Annotated in this window: 11 protein-coding genes, 3 tRNA genes and 1 rRNA gene; 12 read left to right on the forward strand and 3 right to left on the reverse strand. The window is 40.0% G+C overall.

From position 1 onward, the window contains the following. The 11 genes from C0033_RS12055 to C0033_RS12105 all read left to right on the forward strand — a co-directional run. A 23S ribosomal RNA gene (locus C0033_RS12055) occupies positions 1 to 156 on the forward strand; the annotation flags it as partial. Between the two features lie 110 nt (positions 157 to 266). After that, a tRNA-Asn gene (locus C0033_RS12060) sits at positions 267 to 339 on the forward strand. 61 nt (positions 340 to 400) lie between these two features. Further along, a tRNA-Glu gene (locus C0033_RS12065) sits at positions 401 to 472 on the forward strand. 46 nt (positions 473 to 518) lie between these two features. Then, positions 519 to 589: transfer RNA gene (locus C0033_RS12070), tRNA-Cys, on the forward strand. Between the two features lie 314 nt (positions 590 to 903). Continuing rightward, the gene (locus C0033_RS12075) at positions 904 to 1,554 is read left to right on the forward strand and encodes a trimeric intracellular cation channel family protein (RefSeq protein ID WP_180994700.1); all 651 of its coding nucleotides are present in this window, start codon (positions 904 to 906) and stop codon (positions 1,552 to 1,554) included. A 16-nt stretch (positions 1,555 to 1,570) separates the two neighbouring features. After that, positions 1,571 to 2,473 carry a LysR family transcriptional regulator gene (locus C0033_RS12080; RefSeq protein ID WP_103228136.1) on the forward strand — a complete coding sequence of 301 codons (903 nt, stop codon included), beginning with the start codon at positions 1,571 to 1,573 and terminating at the stop codon, positions 2,471 to 2,473. A 92-nt stretch (positions 2,474 to 2,565) separates the two neighbouring features. Then, positions 2,566 to 2,940: a RidA family protein gene (locus tag C0033_RS12085; protein ID WP_103228137.1), complete on the forward strand. Its 375-nt coding sequence runs from the start codon at positions 2,566 to 2,568 to the stop codon at positions 2,938 to 2,940. Between the two features lie 27 nt (positions 2,941 to 2,967). Further along, a complete protein-coding gene (locus C0033_RS12090; RefSeq protein ID WP_242984486.1) occupies positions 2,968 to 4,236 on the forward strand; it encodes a pyridoxal-phosphate dependent enzyme in 1,269 nt (422 codons plus the stop codon). 20 nt (positions 4,237 to 4,256) lie between these two features. Next, entirely contained in the window at positions 4,257 to 5,717 is a 1,461-nt protein-coding gene (locus C0033_RS12095) for a Na+/H+ antiporter NhaC family protein (RefSeq protein WP_103228138.1), read from the forward strand. 258 nt (positions 5,718 to 5,975) lie between these two features. Then, a complete protein-coding gene (locus C0033_RS12100) occupies positions 5,976 to 8,846 on the forward strand; it encodes an InlB B-repeat-containing protein (RefSeq protein ID WP_103228139.1) in 2,871 nt (956 codons plus the stop codon). A gap of 245 nt (positions 8,847 to 9,091) precedes the next feature. Next, positions 9,092 to 9,670 carry a class I SAM-dependent methyltransferase gene (locus C0033_RS12105; protein ID WP_347501100.1) on the forward strand — a complete coding sequence of 193 codons (579 nt, stop codon included), beginning with the start codon at positions 9,092 to 9,094 and terminating at the stop codon, positions 9,668 to 9,670. Between the two features lie 120 nt (positions 9,671 to 9,790). Here the strand turns inward: C0033_RS12105 and C0033_RS12110 are convergent, their stop codons facing one another. The 3 genes from C0033_RS12110 to C0033_RS12120 are packed head-to-tail and all read right to left on the reverse strand — an operon-like array spanning position 9,791 to position 14,284. Further along, complete coding sequence (locus C0033_RS12110; RefSeq protein WP_103228141.1) at positions 9,791 to 10,909, reverse strand: glycoside hydrolase family 88 protein; 1,119 nt, start codon at positions 10,907 to 10,909, stop codon at positions 9,791 to 9,793. Then, positions 10,899 to 12,425 (reverse strand): response regulator, encoded by a 1,527-nt coding sequence (locus C0033_RS12115; RefSeq protein ID WP_103228142.1) that lies wholly within the window; start codon positions 12,423 to 12,425, stop codon positions 10,899 to 10,901. Before C0033_RS12115 ends, C0033_RS12110 begins: the two co-directional genes overlap by 11 nt. A 32-nt stretch (positions 12,426 to 12,457) precedes the next feature. Further along, entirely contained in the window at positions 12,458 to 14,284 is a 1,827-nt protein-coding gene (locus C0033_RS12120; protein ID WP_103228143.1) for a histidine kinase, read from the reverse strand. Positions 14,285 to 14,496: 212 nt separating this feature from the next. Between C0033_RS12120 and C0033_RS12125 the strand changes: the two genes are divergently transcribed. Then, positions 14,497 to 15,834 carry an extracellular solute-binding protein gene (locus C0033_RS12125; protein ID WP_103228144.1) on the forward strand — a complete coding sequence of 446 codons (1,338 nt, stop codon included), beginning with the start codon at positions 14,497 to 14,499 and terminating at the stop codon, positions 15,832 to 15,834. Positions 15,835 to 15,842: the final 8 nt, after the last annotated feature.

Consider the following 15,842-nt stretch of genomic DNA (forward strand, 5'->3'; position numbering starts at 1 on the left):
ACGCTGAAGGCATCTAAGCGTGAAGCCCCCCTCAAGATGAGATATCTCATACGCAAGTAGTAAGACCCCTTGAAGACGACGAGGTAGATAGGGCAGAGGTGGAAGCATGGCAACATGTGAAGCTGACTGTTACTAATCGGTCGAGGGCTTAACCAAGTTGGTTTAGGTAAGAAAAAGAGGAAAGCGGCAGAAGCCGTAACGGATGGAAGGTAGAGATACCGATAGATATGATTCAGTGTGTGGTTTTGAGGGTACATACCCTATGATCCTTGATAGCTCAGTCGGTAGAGCACGCGGCTGTTAACCGCGGTGTCGTAGGTTCGAGTCCTACTCAGGGAGCTTTAACTGCTCAATATGGGTTGACAGAAGTAAAAAAATATAGTATTATATAAAAAATTCCGGCCCCATGGTCAAGCGGTTAAGACATCGCCCTTTCACGGCGGTAACACGAGTTCGAATCTCGTTGGGGTCATCTGAGTTGAAATTCTATTGAAGTTCAACTTTTTACAATTTAATATGGCGACATAGCCAAGTGGTAAGGCAAAGGTCTGCAACACCTCTATCACCAGTTCAAATCTGGTTGTCGCCTCTAAGTTAAAACCTCAGAATTATACGGATTCTGAGGTTTTTGCTGTAAATAGTGTTAAACCTTCCCGCAGGCAATTATCCTAAGATTGCCCGCATTTTTTATGCTTATTTTAAAGCAACTACCACTGTGGATTATAATACTAATTTTAATGTAATGCATTATATGTTCTATTTTAGTTTTGGATTAAACGTTCCATTCATGCAATAATCATTCGAAAATCAAATGATTATAATTCTATTTATCTGATTGACGAATACAACACCTGCTTTTATAATCAATTTGAGCCATTATAGAAACAGGAGGAAATGACTGATATGAATAATTTTCAAGGTATGCTGTTTTGGATGGAGAAAGCGGGTATTATAGCATTTTCTATATCCGGTGCGATGATTGGAGTGGAAGAAGCGGTGGATCTTTTCGGGGTTCTGTTCTTGGGACTAATCACAGCATTGGGAGGCGGTACTTTGAGAGATACGTTGCTTGGTACAGTTCCTTCAGCTAATTTTTTTGATTATCAGGGAATTGTTTTATCTTTATTCACATCGCTGATTGTCTTTAGCGTTGCATACACGAAAAGAAAGTATTACTATAGTCATATGGATCAGATTGAGCGTTTAAATAATGTGGTAGATTCTGTGGGGCTTGGCTTTTTCGCAGTATGTGGTGTTCAGGCTGCGCTGGAAGCTGGTTATTCAACCAATATTTTTTTATTGGCTTTTATGGGAATGCTGACCGGCGTTGGTGGAGGCTTACTCAGAGATGTAATCGTGAAGAGAGTGCCGGTTATTTTTTCCAAGCATATCTATGCGGTTGCAGCAATTTCGGGTGGTGTATGTTATATAGCTCTCATAAGAAGTAAGATGAATGAAACGGCAGCAGTAATATTTAGTGTGTTATTGGTTGTTTTCATTCGCATGCTTTCTACACAGAAAAAACTGAATCTTCCGAAGGTGAGAAGAATTTGATGATAGGAGATGTGTGATGGATATAGAAGAAATTCGTACTTTTATTGAGGTGGCGAAATGCTGTAACTTCTCGAAGGCAGCAGATGTTTTGCATATTGTACAATCTACAGTTTCTAATCGAATGAAATCTTTAGAAGAATATATGGGTGAACAACTGCTGATTAGAGATAAGACCGGAATAAGACTAACACCAGCGGGGAAGATGTTTTTAAATTATGCAAAGCAAATTCAGACCCTTAATGAGAATGCCTTAAAAGATATTCACATGGTAAGTACATATGAGGATTGTCTGAACATTGCAAGTGTACAATGGATTTTCAGTTATACATTGGAAAGTATGCTTACAGAGTTCAGCAAAATACATCCGAAAATAGCAACCAATCTAATCATCGCGCATAGTGAAGAGATTATTCCGATGCTTCAGAATCAGGTGTATGATGTTGCCTTGATCTCTTACAAAATAGATAATGCTAATTTGCATAGTATTCCATTCTGTAAAACCAAAATCCTGTTTGTTGGTGCGGCAGATCAATATTCAGCATATAAGCAAGGAATATCGAAAGAACAGCTGAGAAATTTACCTTTGATCTATTCTGACATCTGGCAGAATTATTTGTCATATGTTTCAGATAATTTTCTGCCGGAGAGCAAGACATTTCTGATCCATTGCAATATGCTGGACAGTGCAAAGAAGTTTTGCAAGGCCGGAATCGGATGCTGCTTTCTCCCGGAAATTATGATCAGGAATGAACTGAACGAAGGAACGCTGATTCATATTCCAATTTCGGGTTTGACTATAAAATATATGAATATATATTTTGTGTATAACAAGAAAAAATTAAATTCTATTGCTTTACAAGAGTGGTTTAAAATGTATCCGGAATTAAAAAGACAAATAGACAAACATTCGAAAATATGATTAAAATCATGCGAATTATTCGTTAGACAAATAGAAACCTCTTGTTTACAATTATTCTATCATAAAAATAATTGTAAACAGGAGGTTTTATTATGAGTAAGATTGTTACAAATAATGCACCAGCTGCAATTGGACCATATTCGCAAGGCGTTACAGCAGGCAAATTCGTGTTTGTATCTGGACAGCTTCCAATTGATCCGGAAACAGGATCATTTCCAGAAGGGGATATCAAGGTTCTTACGGCTCGGTCTCTTAAAAATATTGAAGCAATTTTAAAGGAGGCAGGCGGAAGCCTTGAAAATGTTGTAAAAACATCAATTTTTGTAACAGATTTAAAGCAGTTTGCAGACGTGAATGAAGCATATAGTAAGTTCTTTGGGGATGTACCGCCTGCACGTTCCTGCGTAGAAGTCGCAGCTCTCCCAAAGGGGGCCGCGGTAGAGATTGAGGCTATTGCATATATTTAATCATTTGGACATAGAAAGGGGAAAGCCATGTATTATACCGGAAAAGTGAGATGCTTATATTGTGGAGAGGAATATGAAGCTGAGGATATGTTTGAAGGATGTCTAAAGTGTCATACAGATAAGTTTGCATCTAATCTTACACCTGTTTATGATTTGCCTAAAACAGACGGAAAGAAGGAAACATTTATGAAAATGTTTCCGGGATCAAATTTGGAGACTTATCGTTCGCTGCTTCCATTTAAAGGTACAGAAAAGCTTGTAGATCTTGGAGTTGGAAATACGGCATTAACAAAATTAGATCGGCTCGGTGAAACGTTAGGAGTTGATTTATACATCAAGGATGAGACACGTAATCCTACATGGGGACATAAGGACAGATTAAATGCTGTGTTGATTAATAAGGCAGTTGAACTGAAAGCGCCTGGTGTTATTTATGCATCAACAGGCAACAATGGAGCTTCAGGAGCAGCATTTGCAGCGAAAGCGGGACTTCCTTGTATCATCATGACCGTAACTGGTGTGAATCAGACACTGGAGACATTTATGCAGATTTATGGAGCCTCTCTGATCGGTGTAAAAACAACTCCTGACCGATGGAAGGTTTTGAAAAATATGGTTGACGAAAAGGGTTGGTATCCTGCAACCAACTATGTAGTCCCAATCGTAGGAAGCAATCCTTGGGCAATCGATGGGTATAAAGTGATTGCATATGAATTATATAAAAATATGGATGAACTTCCAGACAAGATTGTAGTTCCAATCTGTTATGGTGATGCGTTATTTGGCATTATGAAGGGATTCTCAGAATTAAAAGAGATGGGATTCATTGATAAAATACCACAGATGGTATCGGTTGAAGATTATGGTCCTGTTGCGAAAGCATACAATGAGAATAAAGAAATTATTGAACCGGTTGAAAGCTGGGGGAGCGTGGCTTCTTCAATGTCTACAGTATGGGGAACCTATCACTCTCTTTATGCTTTAAAGAAATCAAATGGTCTGGCAATTTCTTTAGAAGGAAATAAAGAAATTAACGAAGCACAGATAGAACTCGCTCAGACAGAGGGTGTGTACTGTGAATCGGCATCCGCATCTACGCTGGCTGGTTTAAAACGACTGATGGCAGAAGGAAAAATTAAGAAAGGCGAGAAGGTTGTACTCTTAATTACTGCCAGTGGAGTAAAAGATACGAAAGTAACGGCTTCATATCTTCCGGAAATTCCGGAAAGCAATGCGAAAATGGAAGACATCTATAGAATTTTAAAGGATACATACCATTTGCAAGTTATGGACTAAAAGAGGAGGAATCGGGGGCGATGGAAAACAATAATAAAAAGCGAAAAGAGATGTCTTTAGGGGCGGCTGTTTGTATTTTTTTGGTAATATGTGCAGCAATTGCAATTCAAAAGGTTGTTATCAAGGGTGATATGGGTTCTATGTTCTTCATGCTGTGGGTATTCCTGATTCCGGTTGGAATTTATTTTGGACATACATCATCAGAGATGGAACGTGCTGCAATCGAATTTACACATAAAGCAGTTGCAGCAATTCTTGTACTTCTTGCAGCGGGTGCCTTGATTGGAACCTGGATTTCATCAGGAACAACTCCTGCTTTAATCTATTATGGATTAAAATTTATCAGTCCAAAGATTTTTTTGGTGGCTTCTATGCTGCTGTGTTCCGTTGTATCTCTGTTTTGTGGTACGTCGAACGGAACAGTGGGAACAGCCGGAGTAGCATTGGTGGGTATTGGAAACAGCATGGGAATTCCAACGGGAATTACTGCCGGAGCTGTTATCTGCGGTGCATTTTTTGGAGATAAAATGTCACCGGTTTCAGATACCAATATACTGTCAACTTCTATTACAGGAGTTAATATGTTCAAACATATCCGCTATATGGTCTTTGATCAGGTTCCGGGATATATTATTTCTCTGATCTTCTTCTTTATCGTTGGATTGCGCTACACAGGAAGCATTACGAATGAGTCTACGATACAGTTAATGCAGGGACTTCAGGATAATTTCAACATGGGCTTCTTTGCATTTTTGCCTATGCTTGTAACAGGGGGGCTTTTGGCAATGAAACAATCTTCCCTTCTTGCAATTTTAGGTGGTGCGGTTATGGGAATCTTTGTATCAATTTTTTATCAGGGAATGAATCCTATGGAAGCAGTCAATGTATTCTATAGTGGTTTCTCTCTGGAAACAAGCAGCGAAGCACTGTCTACTTTATTAAATCGTGGAGGCGTTGCAGACATGTGGGGGCTTGCGGGCATTACGCTATTCGGATTTACAGTGGCAGGTATGCTGGATTACCTTGAAGTGTTGAAAAAACTTGCAGAGGCTGTTTCTTCGAGAATTCGTTCTATTACAGGACTTGCGTTCATTACAATTTTATTTGGTTTTGTTGGCAATGCAATTTCCCTTAGCCAGAATTTTGCAATTGTTATGACCGGAACATTGATGAATCCGATCTATCCAAAATATAACTTGCTTCCAAAAAACTGTTCCAGAGATTTACAGGCAGGCGGAACTTACGGGGCTATGTTCATTCCGTGGAACAACAATACAATTTTTGTCTGCGGAGCCCTGGGTGTAACAGCAACTTCCTTTATTCCCTATATTCCGTTACTTTATTTGACTCCAGTCATCGTATTGATTTATACAGTTATCAGATATAAAGTGGATCGTATTTATGACGATGTCGGTTTTGTTGATGTTTCAGCCCGCTTGGAAAATGATCCTGATATGCAGAAAGCAATGTTAGACAGGTAACCGGATTTTCGGAGTAAATGCAGCAGTTCATGTGTTTGATAAAAATCAGCTGCAGACATAAGTTGGACAGATTGCATTTCTCCTTGATTTTCACTTGCTTTTTTGGCAGCGGTATAGTTCGAATCGCGTTTCTTATTAGAACCTCAGGAACCTTGAGAAATCAAGATTCCCGAGGTTTTTGTTTTGCACTTTTGAAAGTATCACGTTGTCCAATTCCCGCATAAAATGGTATATCAATAAAAAAGCAGGTGAAACCATATGGCACAAGTATCAAGTCAGGCGCAGCTGTCGGCTGCGCTGAACATTCAAGAACCTTTCATACAGATAACAGCCGATTTCTCACTCACTTCCCAGATTAACATTCTATATGATGTTACAATAGAAAGCCTCATTCCCGGAACGTATACGATTTCCAAAGCACCGGGATACGACAGTTACTTATTCCGGATACAGAACGACGGTATTCTGCGGCTGGCTAATATTGTTATTGACGGCCAGTCACAACTGCATGATCCAACAAGCGCTGCAGCGCGTGCTCTCATATATGTAACGGGTGGTTCTCTTTATATGGATGATGGGGCTGTTCTGAAAGATAATGTTTCCTATGGATCGGGCGGAGGTGTCTGGCTCTATGGGGGCGGCAGTTATATGAATAAGCTGCAGATGGCCGGAGATGCGAGAGTCACCGGCTGCTCTGCCCGGACCAATGGAGGGGGTATTTCAGTTTCACTAAGCAGTCCGGACGATATCATCTCTATATCGGATCGGTCTATGATTGACCATAATTTTGCTGTTAATGGGGGCGGCATTTATTATTATTCTACGATTCAGGGGGTGGGCGGCACGCTCTCCATCTCGGGGGATGTACAGATCGTGGACAATGCTGCGTCATCTACGGGCGGAGGAATCTGCTTTTCCGGTTATCGGGCCGGAGGCAGCAGCCCTTCCTTTTTGTCTTTGAGTGGATCTCTTATCTTTTCGGGCAACACTGCGGTCCACGGGGCAGCGATCTATTTCTATGGAACAAATGATGGAGACCATATGAGCGTGACGGATGGCGTCTCCGTAGATAGAAATACCGCTGCCCAAAACGGAGGAGGCATCTGCTGTATAACGCCAACAGGCAGCGCAGAGTTCCTAATTGCAAATTCTTCTATAACGCATAATACCGGAGGAACGGGAGGCGGTATCTATCTTCTTACTAATTCAGGAGGAGCTGTTACGTTTCTTGAAACTGTCATATCGGAGAATACAGCGCAAAATGGAGCGGCAGGGTCCGGGGGAGGTGTTTGGTTCCAGAACTCCACAGCGGAACGGCCCGTAATCATATCGCTTAATGGGACACAAATTATGCAAAATGATGCCTTGGCCCAAGGTGGCGGTATTTATTTAACCGGCGGTCCGGGTGAATTTTCTTTCCGTATGAGCAAAAGCTCTGTCTCAGAAAATACTGCTGCGACAAACGGAGGGGGGCTGCTGATGAGCAGCGCCGGCGGCGTTATCGATGTACAGGAAAGTACAATTGAAGGCAATACTGCAGGCGGTTCCGGAGGCGGTTTTTACTATGCGAACAGCCGTGAGGGGACTTCTGCACAGATTCATTTAATAAAAGATACGATTTCTGGAAACCGGGCCGGCAGGGAGGGGGGCGGACTGCGGTTTTCCTCTTCTTTGGGGGCGGTTATCACGGATATTACGGACGGTCAGATATCCGGAAATACTGCGGACACTAACAGCGGAGGAGGGATCTGGCACGGGGGAAACAGTGATACACTGACGCTTCACGGTTCTGCGGCGGTGACTGGAAACGTTTCACGGGAAGGCAATGGCGGAGGTATATATTTTAACAGTGATTCTGGTACGCTTCTTCTTACGGATCAGGTAAAGATCATTGGTAACCGCGCGGACGAACGTGTGAGCAGCTTTGGAAGCCATGGCGGCGGAATCTGTGTTGTTCCGGGGAATGTGACTATTTCAGGACAGGCGGAGATTGCGGATAACAGCGCTCGGTTATACGGCGGTGGAATAAGCATGTCTGAACAGTCACGGATTGACTTTTTAAGCGGATCTATTCACAATAACCGCTCCGCCCGATATGGAGGTGCAGTCTGGTGCCACGATCGCAGTATTTTTTTCATGAGCGGCGGCAGTATTATGGACAATCAGGCCGTTTATGGAGGAGGATTTTACAATGATGCGGTCTTACGGATTACCGGCGGCATGGTCAGTCGGAACAATGCGGATGTGGGGGGAGGCATTTATAATGAAGGGAACTTTTATACGGTAGGATTGAGGGACATTACAAATGGAGTTTATATTTTTGATGAAAATGCTGTTGTCCGGATAGAGGGAGAACTGGCTCCCGGATCGAAAATTCAAATCGAATCTTCGGAATATGTGAGTCCCAACAGCGAGGGCAGGCCTATTGTAATTGGAGAGGCGTCTCCTCCTTATATGCTCCTGAATGAAAATGACCGGGCAGCTTTTTTGAAGCCTCCTTCCGGCTTTGAGGGATGGGAGGTGAGGCTCAGCAGCGATCTTACGCAGGTATTGCTGGTGCCTATACAATATGCGATTCATTATGAAAATCTGCGGGGAGCTTCCAATACCAATCCGGATGTCTATAAGGTGACGGAACCGGATATTGTGCTTGTGCCGCCGGGAAAGATTACCGGATACCGGTTTATTGGCTGGTTTGACGCACCGGAAGGAGGAAACCAGGTTACGCGTATTGTTCAGGGAACCACTGGAGATATCACCCTGTATGCACGATGGGAAATGGTTAGCTTCACCATCACATATGATGCAAATGACGGCGGTGGATCGTGCGCTTGTGGAATCCCTCGTCCTGAATCATTTCAGGAAGGACAGCAGATCAGAATTTCGAATTTGATTCCTGTATGGCCGTGCTTTGTATTTGTCGGATGGAATACCCGGCGGGATGGAACGGGAATTGGCTATATTCCCGGAACAATCGTTGGTCCCCTGCCTGGGGATACGATACTTTATGCAGTTTGGAGAGTTTGCTGCTGTCCGTGTATGGATTCGTGTTGTTCAAGTTTCGACTACTTTTCTGAACTACCATGCTGCTGGTATCCATGCAGATATTCTGTGCCACCATGCCGCTGATATCTATGCAGGTCTCCCATGCCTTCGTGTTGTTGACTTTTTTAATGAGAGATTTAGTTCTGTACTTGCGTACTTGCGGAGAGCAGAGATATTTTAAGGAATATATAAATCTTATGGGAGATATTATGGTATAATAAAGAAAATATCAGCCATTTTAGCATCGAGGACATTATGAACGGGTTCAGCAGGGCAATATCGCGATGCTGCTGTATAAGTGAAAAAGGAAACTTACAATGAGTAATACTTTGAAATATTATAATGAACATGCAAAAGCTTTCGCAGACAGCACAGCAAATCTTGAATTTACGGAATTTCAGGATAAGTTTCTGAGTTATATTAAGCCAGGAGCAAGAGTATTGGATTTTGGCTGTGGATCAGGGCGGGACACCAAGTATTTTCTGGATAAGGGATACCAGGTGGATGCTATAGACGGGTCCTCAGAACTTGTTAAGATGGCTTCAGAGTACGCGCAGATTGAAGTAAAACAGATGTTGTTTCAGGAGTTACAAGCGGTTGGGGTGTATGATGGGATCTGGGCCTGCTCTTCGATTTTACATTTGACAAAGGATGAATTGGCGGATGTAATGAAAAGGATGGAAAAAGCGCTGGTCTCTAAAGGCATTATCTATATGTCGTTTAAATATGGAACAGAGGAAAGTGAACGGAAAGGCCGGCACTTTACGGATATGACAGAGGATAAGATGAAAGACCTGTTGGATAAAGTGGGGTTATTTATGACAGAGGATATGTGGGTGACTTCGGATGTTCGTCCGGGGAGAGAAGATGAAAAATGGCTGAATATAATTGTGAGGAAAATGAGATAGACTAAGAAAATCCTTAGTGCAGAGGTTAATGACCATAGACCCGGAAGCAGGGAAAAGCCCTCTTCCATTCTGAAACATGAGAACATCGGGGAAAAGGGCTTTTGAGACAAATGTTGTTATTTATAAAGCTGCTAGGGCTTCGGTTAATGCAATTAGTGCCAGTGCCTGTCCATATGCCATTGGCTTAATACTTACATTTTTGTAGCGTTCTGCATTCATTCCGATACCAGTTCCGGCAGATACATTTAGTACGGTTCCATCTTCGCTTATATTGCTGCATATAGCATCGATTGCTTTGTTTGCATATTTGCAGTAGGACTTGTCTAAAACACCGGTACGGATGCCTTTTAAAATACCGGCAGTAATCGCGGATGATCCGGAAACCTCTTCGTAACTGTCAGGATCATCTAAAACGGTATGCCATAAGCCGGATGGAGACTGGAGAGAGATAAGAGCATTTACCTGAGAGCGATAGGTGTCAATGAAATATTCCCGCAGACCACTATTCAAATCATTGTCAAAAGACTGGATAAAGTCCATTATGCCAAATGTAAACCAGGAGTTTCCACGCCCCCAGAAGATGCCGCCAAAATTATCGCGGGTGCTGAAAGTCCAGCCATGGTGGAACAATCCTGTTTTCTTGTCATAGAGATATTTGATATGTACTAGAACCTGATGGATAGATTCATCAATCCAGTCTTGCCGTTTAAAGTGGTGTCCCGCTTGGTTAAGATAAAGAACAGCCATTACAAGGGTATCGACCCAAAGCTCGTTTTCGTGAAGAATTACTCCATTACGATCTCCTATGGCAGATGTAACATGCTGAAAACCATTTTCTAAAGTCTTAGGAAGCTCTTCTACTAACCATTGGGCATGATTATAACAGAGAATTTCATAATCATGGTTGTGAAAAGATTCCAGATTGGCAAGCAGGGATAAAAATGGAGCGGTTGTATTAATATTTTTAGAGGGGAGTCCTATTTCCATATTTCTTGTAAACCAGTCATTGAAAAATTTTTGATAACGATTATCACCTAGGTATTGTTGCAGACTAGTTAAGCCATATAGACCAACTCCCTGAGGCCAATCCCACTCTTCGATACCAAAGTCCCGAGCGATATTACCTTTGCTAAATTCACTCTTGTCTCCGGTTTTATCTGCTTCGTAGTTTGCTCCTCCAAGATTCACTAGCCGATTAGCTATTAGGTTAATCTTTTCCATTAATATCTCAGTTGTCATTATTTGTTCCTCCATATAATTTTTTAATATAAAATCCAGGGGTCATCCCTGTTTTTTTCTTGAAGATCTGGCTAAAGTAACGAGGATTGTTTCCGCATCCTACAAGATTAGCCAGTGTCTGTATTTTATCTACATCATGTCGGGCGATTAATTCCTTTGCTTTTTGAATACGTTGATCTGTCAGATACTTAGAGAATTTCTGGCCTGTTTCTTTTTGGAATTTTTTGCTTACATAGTTCATGTCCATGTATAATTTTTTTTCACATATCCATTTCAGCGTTAGATTTGGGTTGGAAATATATTGATCTACATATTCAATTACCTGATTAATGCAATAGCTGTAGGAAGTTACGTTGTGAATTGGGTGTTCAAAAAGTTCATTTAGTTTTTTCCTAACCAGCTCTTGAAGTTGTTCTGTATCAGTGACAGTGTCCATATGTATTAAAAATTCAGCAGAATCCAGCGGTGAACAGGAGGAATTATGACTGCAAATTTTCCATAAAATTCCTGAAACTAGATGTTTGAAAAATTCCGGTTCATGAACACTTCCTAAAATCTCAAGGAGTTCAAGGAACTCTGGGGAGGAGGTAGTGGTAATGGATGTTAACAACTTTTCAGTGCGCGTTAACAGGTTATGATAATTGAACGATGGAACCATTCGGTCATTATCAGGTAAATAAATTGCACCGGAGCGTTTTAAACGTGGAAGAATTTCTTCCAAAAGAGAGAAAAGATTCTTATAATGTTCGGATTTCAGCTCCACATCTACAATTTTATTTTCAAATTGAATGGAACGTAAAAATTCTTCGAACTCTTGATGTCCAGTGACATAATCCTGAAAAAAGAGGATTAAAGTACAGGCTCCATATATACCATAAACAGGGATATATGGAAAGTGAGTTTGTCCGTACTGTCTTACCATTTTCCAGAAATTGTTCAAACTTGCTTCTTCAAGATAGTATATATAATAAAGGCAGTATCCCTCGTTTTCAAAATTTAAAAATTGTTCATAGGATGTTAAAATTTGTTCCAGTGTTTTATCTGAGGAGATAAATTCATTTACAATATTTACAATGATATTGTTCGACATGGTTTCACGAAAAATTTTCTGCTGTTTTTCTGTTTGCCGAAATATTCTTTTGTGGTAGCATTCTTGTATAGCCTCCTGAATAGAAGGAAGTATTTCTGTTTCATCGCAAGGTTTTAAAATATAGTGACGAACACCATATTTCATCGCTTCTCTAGCATATTCAAATTCATCATAACCAGACAGCAGGATAAATTGAATATCGGGATCATTTTCACGAATGCGGCTGATAACTTCTAAGCCTGACATTCCCGACATTTTAATATCAGTCAATACAATATCGGGTGACTCATCTAGTATCATGTCATATGCCTCTATACCATTTTCACATAAACCAATAATTTCAATTCCTAGTTTATCCCATTGAATTAAGTTGTAGATAGATTCACGTATAATACGTTCATCATCAGCAATAATCATTTTTAACATAAGCAGCCTCCTTATTTAAGGGCTTGATGATTTTAATCAGCGTTACTCATTCTCTTTTTTTGAACGCAGCGTGCTGGAATCAAAATAGTAGCTACAGCTAAATCGTCATCATTTGATAGAAAAAGTCCATACTCATTCCCAAACATGAGCTTAATACGTTTATCAATGTTGAGCAAACCGATTCCGAAACCATATGGGGTAAGGGTATCATTTTCTAATTGTTGCATTATATCATCTTCAAATATAGAACCTGTATTTTTTACTGTTATAGATAAGAGTCCATCAGACTGCTGAACTGACAGGTAAATATAGCAAACATCTGTATTCTCCTCCAAACCATATCGAATGGCGTTTTCAATTAAAGGCTGAATACATAGAAATGGTATTTCTAAATGGTTTAATCCCTCGTCAATCATAGCAGTAAACTGAAGCCGCGATTCAAAACGTATTTTTTGTATAGTTATGTAAGCATTGACCAGTTCTAACTCTTGGGAAATCGTAAAGGTCTTTGCTTTACGGTTTAAAGTAGATCGAAGTAAAGTTCCCAGAGATTTTACCATCGAAGAGATGATATTATCTCCCAGAGTTTTGGCTCTCCAGTTGATAGATTCCAGTGTATTATAAAGAAAATGTGGATTTATCTGGGTTTCCAGGGCTTTTAGCTGCGCTTCTTTTTTTAATAATTCATTGAGATAATTATCCTTAACCAATTTTTGAATCCGGGTAGCCATAAGATCAAACTGCTGATGGAGCTGGCCGATCTCATCTTTGCGCAGGGAATAATCATAATTAAATTGCAATAAATTTTGTTCATCCACCTGAAACGTTTTTATCTTAAAGATAAGATTATCAAAATGGTGGATAATTGAGGAGATCATACGCTTTGAAAGAATAAATACAGCTGCCAACATAAATAAGAGAATAAATATCATGAACTGGATCGCTGTGTAAAACTGTGACATCATAGAATCATAAGGTATTAAGCTGATATAATCCCAACCATAAGGTGAAATTGTTCCTCGTACAGAAAAATAACTTTTTTCCTGAAGTTTTACTATTTTATAGGACTCCGAAAATGAATCCATTAGGTATGAGATATTCTGGTTTTTAAGGTCGCCTGTTCTGCATATTGGAAGACCGTCTGCCATAATAAGGTAAGAAGAATTTTCGTATTCACTGTCAATTTGTGTGGCATCTATTGACATTTGTTCTATATCCATACATATGATAATAAAGCCGATTGTATCTAACTTTGTATTTTTTATTCTCCTGATACTGCGGCAGAGAAATAAGCCATGCTGTTCTGCATAATCAGGAACCCATACAGGCTTTCCTTCTGCTATTTCTGCCTTTTTACAGAGAGTATCATATATGTCGGCTGGAACACCATAAGAAGCAAGCGTATCAGATGTAACGCCATAGGAACCATTAGATAAATAGACATACTGAATATGATTTTTGGGGAAAGAAGTACTATATTTAATAAGTTCCTGATAAGCTTCCGTATAATAATGGCGGGATACAGACGTATTTGGATGATCTTTGATATAAGAAAAATTCTTTTGTAAAACTTCACTGGAAAGAAGCTGGAAGGAAAGGTCTTCTGCATTTTTAAGTTCTGTTTTGATTAAAGTGGCTGAGTGAGATAATGAGGCTGCCGTTGACTTGTAAAGCATTTGGTTGCTGGTCTTGGTAACGATAAATATACATAAAGTAAAAGCAACAATTAAAAGGAGAAAGCTGGCAGTAAATATATAAGTAAACTTTGCAATTAATGGCATATTATTTATAAATCTTTTAATACTTGTACCTATTAATTGATACCGGGTAGGAGACGATTGCTTTGTATGCTCGTTCATAAAATATTGAACCTTTCCCTCTATTTTTGAATGATAATGTTTCCTGATTTCAGTTCCGTATTATGACATTTATTATAAAGCAAGCGTTGAGCGGTTACAATAGTTCTGAAAATGAAAACGATTTTTTGAACAGGTGAGACGATTTTGTGCCATTTCCCAAGAAGAAAAAATGGAATATAATGAGATCATCAAAAAAGACGGAGGGATTTAAGATGAAAAAAACAAAGTTTGTACTTGCGCTATCTATGGCAGCAGTAATGGGGATAATGAGTGGATGTAGTTCTCCAAAAAACACAGATACGACTTCTCCTGAGTCAGTGGAAAGTACAAAAGATACGAAAAAGAATGCAGATAATGAAGCAAGTACATCTATAAAAGTCTGCTGGTGGGGAAATCAAGCAAGAAATGATATGACAAAACAAGCAGTGGATCTTTATATGGAACAGAATCCAGAGGTGAAAATTGACATTGAATTTACAGACTGGTCTGGATATTGGGATAAACTTTCTGCGATGGCAGCAGGAGGAAATTTACCTGATATTATTCAAATGGATCATTCATATCTGAAACAGTATCAAGAAAGTAACCAATTGGCAGATATTACGCCTTATTTAGAATCTGGAGTTATTCAAACTGAAAAAATTCCGCAAAGTATAATTGAAAGCGGCAGCATTGATGGAAAGTGTTATGCAATGAGCCTTGGAAGCAATGCTCTGTCTTTAATATATAACAAGGATATTACCGACGAGGCAGGCGTAGTCATTCCAGAGCATATTACAACAGAAGAATTGCTTGAAATCGGAAATACTATTTATGAAAAAACCGGTGTAAAAACATATTATGAGGGTGGTCTCAATGGACTGATTATGATGGCCCGAAGCAATGATTCCAATATTTTTGATGAGTTGGCGGCCAATGACCTGACTTCCACTTTGGAACATTTTGAATATGTAGATCAATTTGCTAGAGCCGAGTCAGCGCTCACCCCGGAATTAATTGCAGAAAAAAATCCTAGTGTAGTTGAGACTAATCCAATAACAGATGGAACGTCTTGGAACTGTTTTTCCTTTTCAAACCAGTTTATTGCATTAAAAAATGCTTCAGGCGGAGCAAATTTGGAATTGTCTATGTTTCCAAGTCCACAAGAATCTGATGTTGAAGCTATGTTTTTAAAACCGGCACAGTTTTTTGCAATATCAGAAACGTCCCAGTCTAAAGATGAGGCGGCTAAGTTTATTGATTGGTTTATAAATTCTGAGGAATGTAATGAAATCCTGTTAGGCGAAAGAGGGGTTCCGGTTAACACAGATATTGCAAAAAATATAAAGGAAAAAGTTGATGCAGATACAGCAAAAACCTTTGATTATATTAATAAAATAGGAGAAATTGCAACACCTATTGATGATCCGGCCCCAGCAGGAAGAGGAGAGGTTGAGGCAGTAGCATTAACTTATGTGGAACAGCTTCGCTATGGAGACGGAACAGCACAGGAAATTGCAGAGAAATTTGTTGAGAAGTCATATGAAATTTTGACCGAAGCAGCGAAATAAAGGAGAGG

The sequence above is a fragment of the Clostridium sp. chh4-2 genome (assembly GCF_002899675.1).
In the GTDB taxonomy this organism is placed as follows: domain Bacteria; phylum Bacillota; class Clostridia; order Lachnospirales; family Lachnospiraceae; genus CHH4-2.